This is a genomic window from Enterococcus wangshanyuanii, from assembly GCF_002197645.1.
Classification (GTDB): domain Bacteria; phylum Bacillota; class Bacilli; order Lactobacillales; family Enterococcaceae; genus Enterococcus_L; species Enterococcus_L wangshanyuanii.
Genome location: NZ_CP021874.1, coordinates 1,981,333 through 1,997,615, shown reverse-complemented (window position 1 = coordinate 1,997,615; position 16,283 = coordinate 1,981,333). Strand labels below are relative to the sequence as shown.

13 protein-coding genes and 5 tRNA genes are annotated in these 16,283 nt (G+C 37.1%); 17 read left to right on the top strand and 1 reads right to left on the bottom strand.

What is annotated here, in order from left to right; translation table 11 throughout:
* Nucleotides 1-24: 24 nt before the first annotated feature.
* The 15 genes from CC204_RS09785 (at nucleotide 25) to CC204_RS09715 (ending at nucleotide 10,998) form a co-directional block, all read left to right on the top strand.
* A tRNA-Asp gene (locus tag CC204_RS09785) sits at nucleotides 25-98 on the top strand.
* A gap of 14 nt (nucleotides 99-112) precedes the next feature.
* Nucleotides 113-185: transfer RNA gene (locus tag CC204_RS09780), tRNA-Phe, on the top strand.
* A 17-nt stretch (nucleotides 186-202) separates the two neighbouring features.
* Nucleotides 203-273 (top strand) — tRNA-Gly (locus CC204_RS09775).
* Between the two features lie 12 nt (nucleotides 274-285).
* Nucleotides 286-359 (top strand) — tRNA-Ile (locus CC204_RS09770).
* Nucleotides 360-372: 13 nt separating this feature from the next.
* Nucleotides 373-444: transfer RNA gene (locus CC204_RS09765), tRNA-Glu, on the top strand.
* 259 nt (nucleotides 445-703) lie between these two features.
* Nucleotides 704-1,546, top strand: a complete 843-nt coding sequence (licT, locus tag CC204_RS09760; RefSeq protein ID WP_088269996.1) for a BglG family transcription antiterminator LicT — start codon at nucleotides 704-706, stop codon at nucleotides 1,544-1,546.
* 132 nt (nucleotides 1,547-1,678) lie between these two features.
* Nucleotides 1,679-3,580, top strand: coding sequence for a beta-glucoside-specific PTS transporter subunit IIABC (locus CC204_RS09755; protein WP_088269995.1), 1,902 nt, complete (start codon nucleotides 1,679-1,681; stop codon nucleotides 3,578-3,580).
* A 79-nt stretch (nucleotides 3,581-3,659) separates the two neighbouring features.
* Complete coding sequence (locus tag CC204_RS09750) at nucleotides 3,660-5,093, top strand: 6-phospho-beta-glucosidase (RefSeq protein ID WP_088269994.1); 1,434 nt, start codon at nucleotides 3,660-3,662, stop codon at nucleotides 5,091-5,093.
* A 16-nt stretch (nucleotides 5,094-5,109) separates the two neighbouring features.
* Nucleotides 5,110-5,928 (top strand): histidine phosphatase family protein, encoded by an 819-nt coding sequence (locus tag CC204_RS09745; protein ID WP_088269993.1) that lies wholly within the window; start codon nucleotides 5,110-5,112, stop codon nucleotides 5,926-5,928.
* 132 nt (nucleotides 5,929-6,060) lie between these two features.
* Nucleotides 6,061-6,822, top strand: coding sequence for a tyrosine-protein phosphatase (locus CC204_RS09740; protein WP_088269992.1), 762 nt, complete (start codon nucleotides 6,061-6,063; stop codon nucleotides 6,820-6,822).
* 24 nt (nucleotides 6,823-6,846) lie between these two features.
* Nucleotides 6,847-7,329 carry a nucleoside deaminase gene (locus CC204_RS09735; RefSeq protein WP_088269991.1) on the top strand — a complete coding sequence of 161 codons (483 nt, stop codon included), beginning with the start codon at nucleotides 6,847-6,849 and terminating at the stop codon, nucleotides 7,327-7,329.
* 155 nt (nucleotides 7,330-7,484) lie between these two features.
* On the top strand, nucleotides 7,485-7,802 hold the full coding sequence (locus CC204_RS09730) for a cupin domain-containing protein (protein ID WP_162288339.1): 318 nt from the start codon (nucleotides 7,485-7,487) through the stop codon (nucleotides 7,800-7,802).
* A gap of 22 nt (nucleotides 7,803-7,824) precedes the next feature.
* Complete coding sequence (locus CC204_RS09725) at nucleotides 7,825-9,459, top strand: peptide ABC transporter substrate-binding protein (protein ID WP_088269990.1); 1,635 nt, start codon at nucleotides 7,825-7,827, stop codon at nucleotides 9,457-9,459.
* A 125-nt stretch (nucleotides 9,460-9,584) separates the two neighbouring features.
* On the top strand, nucleotides 9,585-10,286 hold the full coding sequence (locus tag CC204_RS09720; protein WP_088269989.1) for a DUF1003 domain-containing protein: 702 nt from the start codon (nucleotides 9,585-9,587) through the stop codon (nucleotides 10,284-10,286).
* Nucleotides 10,287-10,566: 280 nt separating this feature from the next.
* On the top strand, nucleotides 10,567-10,998 hold the full coding sequence (locus CC204_RS09715) for a hypothetical protein (protein WP_087642088.1): 432 nt from the start codon (nucleotides 10,567-10,569) through the stop codon (nucleotides 10,996-10,998).
* A gap of 136 nt (nucleotides 10,999-11,134) precedes the next feature.
* Here CC204_RS09715 and CC204_RS09710 read toward each other — a convergent pair whose 3' ends face one another.
* On the bottom strand, nucleotides 11,135-11,473 hold the full coding sequence (locus CC204_RS09710; protein ID WP_088269988.1) for a hypothetical protein: 339 nt from the start codon (nucleotides 11,471-11,473) through the stop codon (nucleotides 11,135-11,137).
* Nucleotides 11,474-11,824: 351 nt separating this feature from the next.
* Between CC204_RS09710 and CC204_RS09705 the strand changes: the two genes are divergently transcribed.
* Together CC204_RS09705 and CC204_RS09700 are read left to right on the top strand one after the other, a co-directional pair.
* A complete protein-coding gene (locus CC204_RS09705) occupies nucleotides 11,825-12,523 on the top strand; it encodes a winged helix family transcriptional regulator (protein WP_088269987.1) in 699 nt (232 codons plus the stop codon).
* A gap of 328 nt (nucleotides 12,524-12,851) precedes the next feature.
* Nucleotides 12,852-16,274 (top strand): pectate lyase-like adhesive domain-containing protein, encoded by a 3,423-nt coding sequence (locus CC204_RS09700; RefSeq protein WP_088269986.1) that lies wholly within the window; start codon nucleotides 12,852-12,854, stop codon nucleotides 16,272-16,274.
* Nucleotides 16,275-16,283: the final 9 nt, after the last annotated feature.

Genomic DNA, 16,283 nt, shown 5'->3' with positions numbered 1-16,283 from the left:
TCGTGACGCAACACAATAACGGATGGTTTGGTAGTTCAGCTGGTTAGAATGCCTGCCTGTCACGCAGGAGGTCGCGGGTTCGAGTCCCGTCCAGACCGTTTTATAAGTTTTTGGCGCAGTAGCTCAGTTGGTAGAGCAACGGATTGAAGCTCCGTGTGTCGGCAGTTCGATTCTGTCTTGCGCCATTTGAAAGAAGAAACATGCGGGTGTAGTTTAGTGGTAAAACCACAGCCTTCCAAGCTGTTGTCGCGAGTTCGATTCTCGTCACCCGCTTTTTTTCTTTAAGGGCCTATAGCTCAGCTGGTTAGAGCGCACGCCTGATAAGCGTGAGGTCGATGGTTCGAGTCCATTTAGGCCCATAAATTTTTATTTGGCCCGTTGGTCAAGCGGTTAAGACACCGCCCTTTCACGGCGGTATCACGGGTTCGATTCCCGTACGGGTCATGTTGAAGGCATTTAGTATTTTTACTAAGTGTTTTTTTATTTTATCTTTTAAATCTTTCTATGAAAACGTTGACATTCATGTCTATATAAGGTATCCTTGGTTTGTACTAAAAAGCTAAATAAATGGATAGTGATTGTTTAAATACAAGCTAAACCTAATTTTTCCAAAGTGGAAGTGTATCTTCTTTTTTGGAAAGGTTGGGTTTTTCTTTTTTACAATTAAAGGAGTGGGGTACTGTGTGAAGAAGGGAGCGAAAAAATGATTATTCAAAAAATTTTGAATAATAATGTTGTAATCACGTTGGATGCAAATGATCAGGAACAAATAGTTATGGGGCGAGGTATAGCTTTTAAAAGAAAAATCGGAGACTATGTACCAGAAGAACAAGTAGACCAAGTTTTTCGATTAGCGAATCAAGATACCTCATTGAAATTTCAAGAATTATTAGGTGAGTTACCACTAGAAGTCATGCAAGTGTCGGATGAAGTCATCAAGTATGCAAAGACTAAGCTTGGTCGAAAATTAAACGATACAATCTTTATTTCTTTGACGGATCATCTTCATACGGCATTAGAACGCATGAAACAAGGAATTGAAGTTAGAAACTTCTTGCTGTGGGATATCAAGCGCTTTTTCCCAGATGAATTTTTTATTGGAAACAAGGCGTTAGAGATGGTAAAAGAAAAATTCGGTGTACAATTACCAGAGGACGAGGCTGGATTTATCGCCTTACACCTTGTTAATGCTGGGATGGATGAAGAAGTCGGAAACGTATATGAATTGACCAAAATCATGCAAGAAATCACAAACATTGTTAAGTATCATTTTAAAGTTACTTTTAACGAAGATTCAGTTTATTTTTATCGTTTTAGCACTCATTTAAAGTTTTTTTCATATCGATTATTGAACCATAAAGAGTTTCATGATGAAGAAGATGATGAACTATATGAAGTAATTAAAAAGAAATACCGAAATGCATACAATTGTGTTAATAAAATTGCTGATTTTTTAAAAGCTAATTACAATTATACAATTTCAAAAGAAGAAAAAATGTATTTGATTATTCATATCGCACGAGTCGTACAAACAAATAGTGATTAAGATTATCTAATCTTTTAATAAAATTAAATCGAAAGGTGGATAGGAAAGTGCAACACCCCCTTGGATAGTGACATTAAGTTGGCTAAACCTTCAAAAGTATTGAATACAAACTAAACTTTGGAGGAACAAAAAATGGGAAAATATTATGATTTAGCACAGAAAATTGTAGACAATGTAGGTGGAAAAGAAAATATCAATAGCTTGACGCACTGTATCACTCGTTTACGCTTTAAATTGAAAGACGAAGGAAAAGCAAATGATGACATTTTGAAAAACATGGATGGTGTCGTAACAGTCATGAAAAGCGGCGGACAGTATCAGGTAGTTATTGGGAACCACGTGCCGGCAGTTTATGAAGATGTTTTGACTATTGCTGGTATTTCTTCAGATTCAGAGCAAGAATCTTCAGGAGGAAATATTTTCAATCGTTTGATCGATATTTTAAGCGGCTGTTTCCAACCTTTCCTTGGCGCATTGGCTGCTGCTGGGATGGTTAAAGGATTAAACGCTTTACTTGTTTTCTTGAAATTATACTCAAATACATCTGGTACTTATACAATGTTAAATGGAATTGGCGATGCAATCTTCTTCTTCATGCCAGTGATTCTTGGATATACTGCAGCAAGAAAGTTCAACTTGAATCCAATGGTCGGAATCGTGATCGGTGCAGCGCTTTGTTATCCATCGGTACAAGGTAGTGCACTACAAACAGCATTTGAAACAACAGCTGGTGCGGGTGCTGCAGCCCCATACAGTCTTTTAGGATTACCAGCTTACACAACCTTTTTAGGTATTCCTTGGGTGGGTGCTGGTTACACAAGTAGTGTTGTACCAATCATATTTATTGTTGCTTTTGCTGCTCAAATTCAAAAACTATTTAAGAAAATTATTCCTGAAGTTGTTCAGACATTCTTAGTGCCATTTTTTGTACTATTGATTGCACTACCAATCGGCTTTTTAGTGATTGGTCCAATCATCAGCATGTTGACAGATCTATTAAGTGCTGGATTCAGCTCATTGATGGAATTCTCACCAGCTTTATACGGATTGATTTTAGGCTTCTTCTGGCAAGTATTAGTAATCTTTGGTTTACACTGGAGTGTTGTGCCGCTTGCAATCATGCAAATTACGCAAGAAGGATTTAGCCAAGTATTAGTTAGATCATTTGCGGCAAGTTTTGCACAAACCGCAGTTGTAATGGCAATGTTCTTCAAATTGAATGATAAAAAAATCAAAGCATTATGTCCTCCAGCAATCATTTCAGGAATTTTTGGTGTAACTGAGCCAGCGATTTATGGGATCACATTACCTAAAAAGACCCCATTCATTTTTTCAATGATCGGTGCTGCTGCTGGTGGTCTTTACTTGATGATCAACGGGGTAACCTCTTATACAATGGGCGGTTTAGGAATCTTTGGTGTTTTAAACTTTATTAACGGCGACGATGCTAGTGGCGTGCTTCATTCATTCATCGCAATCGGTATCGCGGTTGCAATTGGTTTCTTGCTAACATTCTTCTTCTGGAAAGATGAAGTGGTTACGGAAGAAGCGAAAGAAAATACAGCTACTCAAAAAGCGATGAAAGAAGCAGTATTAAGTCCAGTTAAAGGACGCGTTTTACCATTGAGCAAAGCAAGTGATCAAGCATTTGCGCAAGGAGCATTAGGAAAAGGCGTATTGATTGAGCCAACTGAAGGAATTGTCCGTGCACCATTTGATGGAACAGTCATGACATTATTCCCAACAAAACACGCGATTGGTTTGATTTCAGATCAAGGAATGGAACTATTGATCCACATTGGTATGGATACTGTTCAATTAGAAGGACAAGGCTTTGAAGCGAAAGTTGCTCAGGGAGATAAAGTTAAAAAAGGACAAGTGTTAGTAACGTTTGATATGGATGCGATTAAAGCAGCTGGTTATAGTGTAGAAACGCCTATAATTGTGACGAATACGGGTGATTATTTGGATATCGTAGAAACACAAGATCAAGAAGTAACGTCAAATGATACTTTGATCACAGGTTTAGCATAAAGAATAAAGATGGAATAAAACTTGCGGCAAGATAGCAATTATCTTGTCGTGAGCTTTAAAGGAAGAAAGGAATTTTGACATGTCATTTAGAAAAGATTTTTTATGGGGCGGCGCAACAGCGGCCAATCAATGTGAAGGTGGCTATAACGAAGGGGGACGTGGCTTAGCCAATGTAGATCTAGCCCCTGTCGGACCGGATCGTTTTCCAGTGATCACTGGTGAAAAGAAAATGTTTGAGTTTGATGACGAGCATTTTTACCCTGCACAAAACGCGATCGATATGTACCACCGCTACAAAGAAGATATCGCTTTGTTTGCAGAAATGGGCTTTAAGACGTATCGTTTATCGATTGCCTGGAGCCGGATTTTCCCATTAGGGGATGAAACGGAACCAAATGAAGAAGGCTTGAAATATTATGAAGATCTCTTCAAAGAATGCCGTAAATACAATATCGAACCGCTTGTAACCATCACACATTTTGACTGTCCAATGCATTTAGTGGAAAAATACGGGGCGTGGCGTAGCCGTGAAATGGTTGGTTTTTACGAAAACTTATGCCGTGTGATCTTCAATCGCTACAAAGGCTTAGTGAAATACTGGTTGACCTTCAATGAGATCAACATGATCCTTCACGCACCATTTATGGGCGCAGGCTTGTATTTTGAAGAAGGCGAAAATAAAGAACAAGTCAAATATCAAGCGGCGCACCATGAGTTAGTAGCCAGCGCAGTAGCGACAAAAATCGCCCATGAAGTCGATCCGGAAAACCAAGTCGGCTGTATGTTAGCGGCAGGAACCAACTATGCGTATACATGTAAACCAGAAGACGTTTGGGCAGCACGTAAAGCAGACCGGGAAAACTTTTTCTTCATCGATGTCCAATCTCGTGGCGAATACCCAGCATATGCGCTGAAGGAATTAGAACGTGAAGGCATCGAATTACCGATCGAAGACGGAGATCTGGAGTTATTGAAAGAGCATACAGTTGATTTCATTTCCTTCTCTTATTATTCTTCACGTGTTCAATCAACAGATCCAGCGGTCAATGAACAAACAGCTGGCAATATCTTTGCCTCAGTAAAAAATCCTTACTTGGAAGCAAGTGAATGGGGCTGGCAGATCGATCCGCTTGGCTTGCGTGTAACAATGAATGACTTGTATGACCGCTATCAAAAACCATTGTTCATCGTGGAAAACGGCTTAGGTGCCGTAGATACGCCCGATGAAAACGGCTATGTGGCTGACGATTACCGCATCGAATATTTAGCGGCACATATTCAAGCAATGAAAGATGCCGTGGAGTTAGACGGTGTCGATCTACTAGGTTATACAACGTGGGGCTGTATCGACCTTGTGTCAGCTGGAACAGGGGAAATGAAAAAACGTTACGGATTCATCTATGTCGATCGTGACAATGAAGGAAACGGCACGTTAAAACGTTCGAAGAAAAAATCATTCGACTGGTATAAAAAAGTTATTTCAACAAATGGGGAAGATTTAACGAACGCATAAAAAAGGAGGAGCTAAAATGAAAAAATTTACAAAGCTATTAGGTGTATTAATGTTGGGGATGTTGGTTGTTGCAGGTTGTGGGAATAACGGGGGCGCAAAAGAGGATACTTCAGCAGCAAAAGAAACACCAGAAGAATTGACGCTGTATATCGTGCGTCATGGGAAAACAATGCTGAATACAACGGATCGTGTTCAAGGTTGGTCAGATGCAGTATTGACAAAAGCTGGAGAAGAAGTTGTAACAGCAGCAGGTGTTGGCTTAAAAGATATTGAATTCCAAAATGCTTATAGTAGCGATAGTGGTCGTGCCATTCAAACCGCTAATCTAATCATTAAGGAAAATGAAAAATCATCCGATCTGAAAGTGATTACAGATGAGCGTTTAAGAGAGTTTAACTTTGGGACGTATGAAGGCGATCTAAACCATACAATGTGGCAAGATATCGCTGATGACCAAGGTGTAACATTAGAAGAATTCATGAAAAACATGACACCAGAATCATTTGCAAACAGTGTCGCAAAACTTGACGCTAAAAATGTAGAAGAAGCAAAAATCAACTGGCCGGCTGAAGATTATGAAACGATTACGACAAGACTTAAAGCAGGCGTTGAAGATATCGTAGCAAAAGAAATGAAAAACTCAGGTAGTGGGAATGTTTTGATTACCTCTCACGGCTTAAGTATCTCCGCATTATTAGACACATTGTTTGATGATTTTAAAATCCCAGAAGGCGGATTGAAAAACGCCAGTGTGTGTACAGTGAAATACAAAGACGGGAAATATACATTAGATAAAGTCAATGATTTAAGCTACGTTGAAGCTGGAGAAAAATAATTTAGATAAGGTTGAAACAATTTATTTCGATTGTTTCAACCTTATTTTCTATAAAATGCTGATAAAAAGGCAATCTAGATAAATTTTTGTGTATAATGAAAGTAAGAAAAATAAGGAAAAAGGGGAGTAATCATGGTAACTATTACAAATTTTAGAGATATTGGCGGTATTCAAAATAAAGCAGGAAAAAAGCTTAGAACAAACGTATTTCTAAGATCGGGTGAATTATCTAGTCTGACGAAAGAAGACGAAAAGCGTTTAGAAAACAATTATCATTTAGGTAAAATCATCGATTTAAGAAGCAATTTGGAAGTAGAGGAACGACCAGATATGTCCGTTCCTAAATCTGAGTACATCCATATCGATATTTTAGAAGATATTCAAGATGAGGGCGCATCAATAGGAGACTTTGTTAAAATCGGTTCTCCAGAGAAATCTGCTTCTTATATGGAAAAACTTTATGCAGACATTGCTTTGAATACGACTTCTCAAAAAGGCTATAATAAATTTTTCGAAGAAATCTTAGCATTACAAGATCAAGAAAGTATTTTATTCCATTGTTTTGCAGGAAAGGACCGTACAGGAATTGCTGCAGCACTTATTCTAGAAACATTAAATGTTTCTAGAAAAGACATTTACACTGATTATTTAAAGACAAATGAATTAAGAAAAAAAGAAAATGCAATGATTTTAGAACAAGCAAGAAAAACAAATTTGGAAGAAGCTAATTTAGAAGCACTGCATGTGGCTTTGAATGTAGATAGTAGTTATTTAGATAACTTCTATCAAACTGTAGAAGCTCAATATGGCGACATCGCTACCTATTTAAAACAAGCGATCGGTTTAGATAAAGGTTCAATAGAAATCTTGAATCACCGCTTTCTTTTAGCATAAAAAAATTGAATAGGGAGAGTATCTATGACAAAAAAACAACATATTGAGCTGCTAACTCGCTGTATTGAAATTTCACAAGCAGCTAGAGAGCATGGAAATACGCCGTTTGGTGCGTTGTTGGCAGATAAAGAAGGAAACATTCTTTTAGAGCAAGAAAATATTGAAATTACAGAAAAGATTTGTACTGGACATGCTGAAACAACCTTAGCAGCGAAGGCATCTCAACGCTACAGTAAAGAGTTTTTGTGGGAATGCACACTGTATACGACTGCAGAGCCTTGTGCTATGTGTACGGGAGCAATTTATTGGGGAAATATCGGTACGATCGTCTATGCTATGACAGAAAAACGCTTGTTAGAACTAACGGGGGATAACGAGCAAAATCCAACATTTGATTTACCATCAGAAGAAATCATCAAGCATGGACAAAAAAATATTCAAATCATTGGCCCATTTCCGGAAGTTGAGACAGCTGCGGCTGCTGTTCATAAAGGTTATTGGGAGTAAGAACCAAACTGGAAGTTATTTCCTAAGAGGAGGTACTTCCAGTTTTTTTATAAACTATTATTATCTAAAAAATCAGAATTTTCTAAAATATCATTGACTTATCCAAACGTAAAGGTAATAATAAAAAAATAACTAAAAAAGGAGTTGGGAAAGAAATGATCATTAAACCGACATTACCTCAAGAAATGACGATTTTTTTTGATACAGAAAATCAACCAAATGACAAAGTCCAAATGGGCTTGATTGTTTTACAACCAGGAGAAAAACGACCTCTAGAAGGATTTGCTAGACATGAGCAGGATGAATACTCTTATGTAGTATCAGGAAAAGCACATACGATCTTAGAAGATGGTCAAGATCTTGTAGGAAAACCAGGGGATGCACAATTGATCGAAGCAGGAGAGGGACATATTAATTATAATGACGGAGATGAGCCCGCTGTCGTTGTTTGGATGTTAGTTGAACGCACATAAAAAAGTAATAAGGGAGAAAAGTATGAAAAAATTAATTCAATCAATTATTGGAATGACTGTAATGGTGACGATCATTTCGGGATGTTCCGGAACAAAACAAGAAGAGGCGGCAAAAACAACACCGCTTCGTTTGATGTCGGCTTCTGAATTGACAACCTTAGATACTTCTGTAATGCTGGACTTTCCTGATGCCATTGTACAAACAGCGGCATTTGAAGGATTGTACGCTTTGGATGATAAAGATCAATTGATTCCCGCAGCTGCTAAGGAGATGCCGGAAATATCAGAAGATGGTAAAACTTATACGATCAAATTAAGAGAAGATGCAAAATGGAGCAATGATGATCCCGTAACAGCGAAAGATTTCGAATATGCCTGGAAAAAAATGATCGATCCAGAGAATGGCTATGTTTATAGTTTTTTAGTTAAGGACACGATTTTAAATGCAGAAGCTATTTCTGATGGAGAAAAGCCAGTTGATGAACTAGGCGTTAAAGCAATCGATGATCAGACATTAGAGGTGAAACTAAAAGAAGCAAAACCATACTTTACCTCAGTTTTAGCCTTTCCCACTTTTTTCCCGCAAAATCAGAAAGTTGTCGAAGAATTAGGAACAGATTATGGTACGACTAGTGAAAACGTTGTGTACAATGGTCCGTTCATTGTTGAAAACTGGAAACAGACCGATTTAAGCTGGGATCTAAAGAAAAATGAAAGCTACTGGGATCATGAAAATGTAAAATCGGATAGTATTCATTATGAAGTGATCAAGGAAGCGTCGACTGCTTTAAATTTATTTGAGGATGGTCAGTTGGATGTTGCAACGATCACAGGAGAACTAGCTAAACAAAACCAAAGTAATCCAGATTATCATTCCTATCCAACAGCAACAATGAACTATATTCGTTTAAATCAAAAACGAAAAGGGAAAGACACCCCATTAAAAAATGAAAATCTAAGAAAAGCTCTGGCACTTGGCATCGATAAAGAAAATCTAGTCAATAATATTATTGCGGATGGATCAAAACCTTTGTATGGCGCAGTAACAGAAGGTTTTGTCAGTAATCCTGAAACAGGCGTCGATTTTAGAGAAGAAGCTGGAGATTTGATGACCTATGACGAAAAAGCAGCGCTTAGTTATTGGGAACAAGCAAAAAAAGAACTAGGGGATAGCATCACGATCGACTTGATGGTAACCGACGATGGCTCGTATAAAAAAATGGGAGAAAGCTTACAGGGAAGCTTAGAAAAACTATTTTCTGGATTAACGATCAATGTTACTGCTTTACCAACAGAAACAGCTTTAAATTTGAGTAGAGAAAGTGATTACGATATGTTTCTGATTTATTGGACACCCGACTACCAAGATCCAATTTCCACATTAAATATGCTGCGAAGCGGAAATGACCGTAACTACTCAAATCCAACATATGATGGATTGTTGGATGACGCTTCACAAAAATATGCAACAGAGTTACAAAAACGCTGGGAAACATTGATTGCCGCCGAAAAGGAAGCAATCGAAGAAACTGCTGGGATGATCATAATCAGTCAAAACCAGCAATCTGTTTTACAAAATCCGCAGGTCAAGGGTCTGAGCTATCATACCTTTGCTGCACCGTTGACATTAAAAAATGTCTATAAAGAAACAAAATAAACATCGAATGATAAGTGCTGGATAGATCTTACCGATATTATTCCAGCACTTTTTAGTGCAGAATAATATCTGAATCTGGATTCTCGTTGTATGATAGAGTTATAGAATATCAGGAGTGTGAGGATATGACGAGACATACCCATGAAAAGCAAACAGAAGTGAATGAGATGCAGCTAAAAAATGTTGAAGAAGAAATTCGGCAATTCATTTTGAAACAGCGTCCAGATTTAACAGAAGATGCCAATATCCCTTTTCCGGAATTATTGAATTATCGATTGGATTATATGAAAATAATGATAAAAAGTGATTCTATGGTAATGGAAAAGCTAAATGAAACGATCGTTCAAAATATTAAAAATAATGAAACGATATCCAATAATTTGAATACGACTCTTGAAAAAAATCTAACTATTGGACAGAAGACAGCAGATGCTATCGCCAAATTTGGCGGCAGTTGGCCATTTATTTTTATCTTTATTATCGTTTTAGTTGTTTGGATCATCCTCAATTCAACGCAACTATTGGGGAAACCTTTTGATAGATATCCGTTTATTCTATTGAATCTTGCCTTGTCATGTTTAGCTGCGATTCAAGCGCCAGTTATTATGATGAGCCAAAATCGTCAAGAAGCAAGAGACCGTGAACAGGCAAACAATGACTATAAAGTAAATCTAAAAGCTGAAATCGAAGTCAATCTGCTACACGAAAAAATGGATTACTTGATCAATAGCCAATGGCAGCACTTAGTTGAGATGCAACATATTCAAATCGAATTACTAAGTGAACTGCAAGAGCAAGTAAGTGAAATGAATAAAAAAAGGGAATGAACTAACACAAGTCGAACGAATAAATCCATATCTTTTGAAAAATAATATAAATAACTTTGTTAAATGTTTGAAAATATGAAAAAAAGCTCAAAAACCGCTGTATATGTGGCTAAATGGGCTTTTTTTAATGCTATAGTTTAAAAAAAATAAGTGTAAGAATGAAAAAAATGACAAAAAAATTCATTTTAATAGCATATTACTTGATATAAAAGATTAAGGGAGACTATAATAAATACAAGTCAGTGTTTTTTACTGCTTAGTAATGGGAGGAGAGAGCATTATGTTTAGTTATACAGATATGATTTTGTCAGTAATGCAAAGAGTTGAAGTCTACAATGAGATTTTTAATGCCATCGCTAAGGAAGTTCAAGAGAACAGCTGCAGTCAAGCGATCAACAGGAAAGGGAAAGATACTTATTTATTTTGCCGCAACAATGTGAATCGTTTCTTTATAGAAGAAGGAAGCTTTAGAAAAAATTTAGTCTTCTATGGAGAAAAAGAAGCGACAAAAATCTTGTTGGAAGGCTTAGATATTTATAAAGAAGGGATTTACTTTTGGTTGGAAGCATTGAATGACAAGTGTGAAGTGATCGATGAAGTCAAATACAAACGTGGCTTGCATCGTGCTAAAAGTGCATTTATGTTGATCAATCAAGCCTGCAAGGAAGCTTGTGGAGGAATTGAAAGTGCGCATAGCGTACATAAGATGTAATCACTTAATGTCTTAGCACTGTATTTTATTATTAAATTTATTGATTTGAAGTAACTTTATGAATTTTATAACCATTTTGTTTGGAATTGATTCCATTTAGTATTTATATTAGATTATTAAAAAATACCAAGATTAATTAGAAAATCTTGGTATTTTTATTTTTTATATTAAGAAATTTTTCTATTAATTTGTCAAGTTCTTGATCGATTTTTTGTTTATTGGATTCCTCGCGATCCAAAAATAATGGTGGAGTAGCATACATATCTATCATTTTGATAGCTATAGCGCTTGATTCCGTCAATGACACTGTGATTTGAGGGTGCACAAGACTGTCTCCGCAAGGCCCTGCAACTAAAAAGGCTAATTCAATTGTCTCTTTATCAAAGACTCTAATACGGTAATAGCCGTCATGAATAAACTTTTTATCCTCGCTGAAATAGCTTACTAACTCTTGTAGATCATGGATTCTTTTCATTTTGTTCACCTCTTTTTAATGATTATACCACAGTCATTCATGTCCGATTTTCTCTATGTCTTCTTTGTTATATATGAGATTTTTCTTTTATAAGACACTCAAATTCCTCTTTATTTATCAGGGGTTACGATGATTTCCGTTCACATAATTCTCAATTTTTTGTGTTTTTAATTAAAAAAATGATAAAAAAATACGGAAAAAACATAGACTTAACAAATGAAATAGATTAAACTGATTTTAGTTTGAGAAACATATCGATATTATATTTAAATTATCACATTTTTTTAATTGGAAATATATAAAATTGTAAAAAATGGTGTGCGTCACAATACTTTAAAGGAGAGCAGTATTATGTATGACATAGGATTTGTTTCATTTAATGAGCTCGATAAAGAGAACTACATAGAATCATTAAGAAATACTCAATTATATGTAAGCTTGATTTCAAAAGATGAAGCAGCTGAGAATGCGAATAAGTATGACGGCATTATCATTGAAGAAAACCATTCGCAAAATATTGGTATGATTTGCGAATTGATCATCTTAATAAAAAAGGAAAGTAATCCATTTATTTGGATCGTTTCTAATAGAAAGAACAATATGAATCATATCGTATATCTTCAGCTTGGAGCAGACGGAATACTGGATGAAGAGCTTGATTTTGAAGTTAGCAAGCTTTTCTTGACGAATACATTGAATCGTTCCAAGAACAAAGATGGAGCGAACATAGGTAGGAAAGAACAGGCAGCAAAATCAGCAAACGGTTTTGATTTTCAGTTACGACCATGTAACTATAGTGTTGTATTGAATGGAATAGAAATCAATCTGACAAAGCTGGAGTTTAAGGCAATTGAATTTTTACAAACACAGCAGGGAATTGCTGTATCTTATGAAGAAATTTATAAAAATGTTTGGGAAAATGAAGGGAACGATAAACAATATCGTGTGTCGAATCTGATTTTTCATTTAAGGCAGAAAATCGAAACAGATGCTGCTCGCCCTGTGTATATTAAGACAGTTCGCTCAAAAGGCTACAAATTAGCCCTATAACATTGCTTCAAAACACAAGGACACAATAATGTCATGGCGGTTGTTCTAAAAAGAATGATGACGGTGACAAAAAAGCGAATTTAATTGGTTTCTTTTTTTCTAGCCAGATGTAAACACATAAACAAAGAGAGAAAATCAGTGCTTCTTTGATGACATCCGAATTGAGAACAGCCATTCTCAACCGGAAACAAGTCATAAATTCAGCGCTAATTTCCCCTGCACTGTGAATGTATCAAAAAATGAAACACTTGGCAAGAAAAATCGAAATAGATTGTGTGTTCAATTAAGACAAACACACAAAAAAATGTTTTGGGGAGGAGTTGAAAATATGAAAATCGGAAAAAAGTCTTACTTTATCTTAGCGTTTGTATTATTGGTGGGTATTTTATCCTCGTTTATGCTGAATAACATTTCACCAATGAAAGCATCTGAGGAAAAATATTCTATTGTGACTGGTATTGCAGATAAGGATGGGAAAATTCCTGTAACAATAAAAATAGCTGAGCCGTTGGATGAAACACTAACTCTTTCTTATGAAGGAGTGACTGGATTTTCGGCAGCTGACATGTTAGAGGGAACTTCTTCAACTTCAGTAGATGCAATAAAAATCGTAGACACTGAAGATTCCTCAGAAAAAGTAATTACAACTCAGAAAGATAGTAATTCTATAGAAATCAATTTTTCTGTAGAAAAATCATCGCCTGATGTAGAGCCAAAAATGACTTTGTTAGATAATAAAAAAGCAGTATTGGCTTCTGTTAAAATTGATTTTCCTGAAACTGCTTCAACACCAACAATGAGAAGTGCTTTGGCAGAACCGGCACAATATCTAACGGGAAACTATCCTGGAGATAATGGCGAAGCTGGACCAACAACTCAAGAGATGGAAGCGGCGAATCAAGCAGCAAATACAGCAATAGGATTTAATCCGGAAGTAAATGTAGCAAATGTTAGTACATGGGAGCAGCTACGAACAGCTTATAATGATGGAACAGTAACTAAAATTGTTTTAACAGCAGATATTTCTAATACTGCAAACCAAGCAATGAATAACAGACGAACATCAATTGAAATCGATGGTCAAGGTCATACCTTGCACCTCAATGCTCGTAGTTTTGAAATCAATAGTCCAACCGATGGTATTGGATTCTTCCATATTCATGATATGCTAGCACAACAAAATTTGAACAATGGATTGTCATCTGCTGGAAGATATGCTTTTGTTAATGGGAGTAGTGGAACAGCGAGTGTTGCTGGCTGGACATTCAGAACTGGAAATATCACGACAGAACCAGTTAACGGAAATCGTGTCGGACGTTTCATTCGTGCTTATCAGTCAATGGTACAAACCTATGGCTATATGAACTTAACAACGACGGAAGAAAATTATTATGCTGGTGGTATGATCATTGAAGATAAAACACAGTGGCGTGGTACCGTAACTTATGCGAACTACTCTGCAGTTTGGTTTGTAGAGAACTCAACAAATAGTGCTTCTACAAGTAAAAGTATGGAATTTACCGTAGGGAAAGATGCATTAGTTTCATTGAAGAATGAAACAACTGGTACTAGTTATCCAGCAGTCTTTTCTCACTATCGTGCGATGACTATTGGAGAAGGATCAATTTATAACTCGAATATGGCAGGAAACTCGGTAAGATTTGATGATGCAGGTTCTTCGTTAACGGTGAAAAAAGATGCAACGATCAATCTTTTGAGTCGGGGAACAGGATCAGTTATGCAGTTTTCTGCAGATAATACAGCATTTAATTTAGAACCTGGTGGAAGTGTTTATATTGTTGGTTCAACAACAAGTCCAATTGTTGATATAACAGGCGGATCAAATAGAACCTTTACAATGAACTCACCTAAAGGATTCGATATTCGGAATAAAAATACTGGAACTACAAGTAACAGTCCAGCGGTTTCGACGACTAATGTCGCTACGAATGTTTTAACGATCAATGATTCTGATATTGATTTGTGGACGTTAAGGTCTGAGTTGATGGGACCATCACAGCAAACCTATGCAAAAGTTGAAAAATTCTCAGCTAAAGCAAATGGGGGAGCGGCTAATGTCACAACAACAGAACCTGGCTTAGCAACATTTGTTGCAACACAGTATCGACGAATCGCCGGTATGAATACCAACCCAGAAATTGAGTGGGTACCTGTAACGGATGCTGATAAAACGTACAAAGCTAGAGTGAAAATCGGGATGACACCGACAGATAATTTCGATGAAGATGGAAATGTTATCTTACAGCCTGTCTATGCTGGTGCTGGCCAAGCTCAAGTCACATATACAGATACGTTTGGTGACACCCATGTTGTTCCAACTGATGCAAATGGTTATGCGTCATTCACAGATACTAAGTTTAATATTACTGGTAAAGATATCAAAGCTCATGCTGTTAGAGGTCCTTGGATTTCTGATACAGATCCAGTAACAACAGTATTAGATGTTACGCCTCCAGAACCAGCAGTTGTAACTGGTGATAAAGTTACAAACGGAATGAAACAATTGATTGGTAAAGATGCGGAACCAAAAGCAAAAATTTATCTTGATATCAATGGTGTCCGTCAATCAACAGTGGGTCTTGTAAATGATGATGGTACCTGGACGTACAATCTCCCCCATTATTTAGAAAAAGGCGATGTAATCCAAATTTTCTTAGAAGACAATGCAGCTAAGATCACTGAAACACTTGATCCAGCAGCACCTTCTACGAATACTGATACAGGTAATATCAATCCGGCAGCGGATATGACTTACCGTGATGCAACGTTTAAAGCGGCAACCAAGTATACAGTAGAAGATGTTCTTCCTGACAAGCCAACCATGGAAAAAACAGTTGTTTCTTCCGGTGGAGCAACGACGCAAGTTGGCGATACACTGACTTATACATTGACGGCTAAAAACAATAAAGAAGCATCGTACACGACACTTTGGAAAAATATACTTGTAACAGACGCATTACCTGCTGGGTTAGATTTTGATCCGGCAACAGCTGAAATCAAGATTGATGGAGTAGCTGCTGAAACACCGAATGATTACTCTTATGATCCAGATTCAAGAGAGTTGAAAGTCAAATTAGGTGATTTAGCTACTGGAGATTCTTCAGTTATCACATTTAAAGCAACTGTTGCTTCATCAGCAGTTGGAACAGTGATCAGCAATACTGCAACGGTAGTCGGTGACTCACCAAGAGAAACGCCATTTGTTGAAGGTCCAAATGATCCGGATGCTACACATGAAACCTATACAGCTACTTCTCAAAAAGCGGATAGCCCTGGTGGGACAGTCTTTGGTGTTCTTGAATTGGCTTCTGCACCAACAGAAATCGATTTTGGAAGTGCGAAGTATCAAGGGAAAACAACGAGAATCAATTCAGCTCAGCATCATGGAGCAGATTTAGTTGTTAAGGATAGCCGGGCAAACAAAAAAGGCTGGACATTGACAGCTAAATTAACAACACCGATGACAAGTACAAATCCAGACGTTCCAGCTTACACATTGGATGGCGCTTTGAAGTATGTCTATAACAATAATGAAATCACATTGAACGGTGGCGCTCAGGATATTATGATTCAAGACGCCAATGCTTCTACCGCTGAAACGACCTATAATATTAGTGATACGTGGTCTGCTTCTGGTGATGGCTTCAAGTTTGAAACTGCAGCTCAAGATGTGAAAGCACTTGGTACGTATCAAGGCGAGATCCTTTGGGAACTTGGAGATACTCCATAAGAGTAAAGG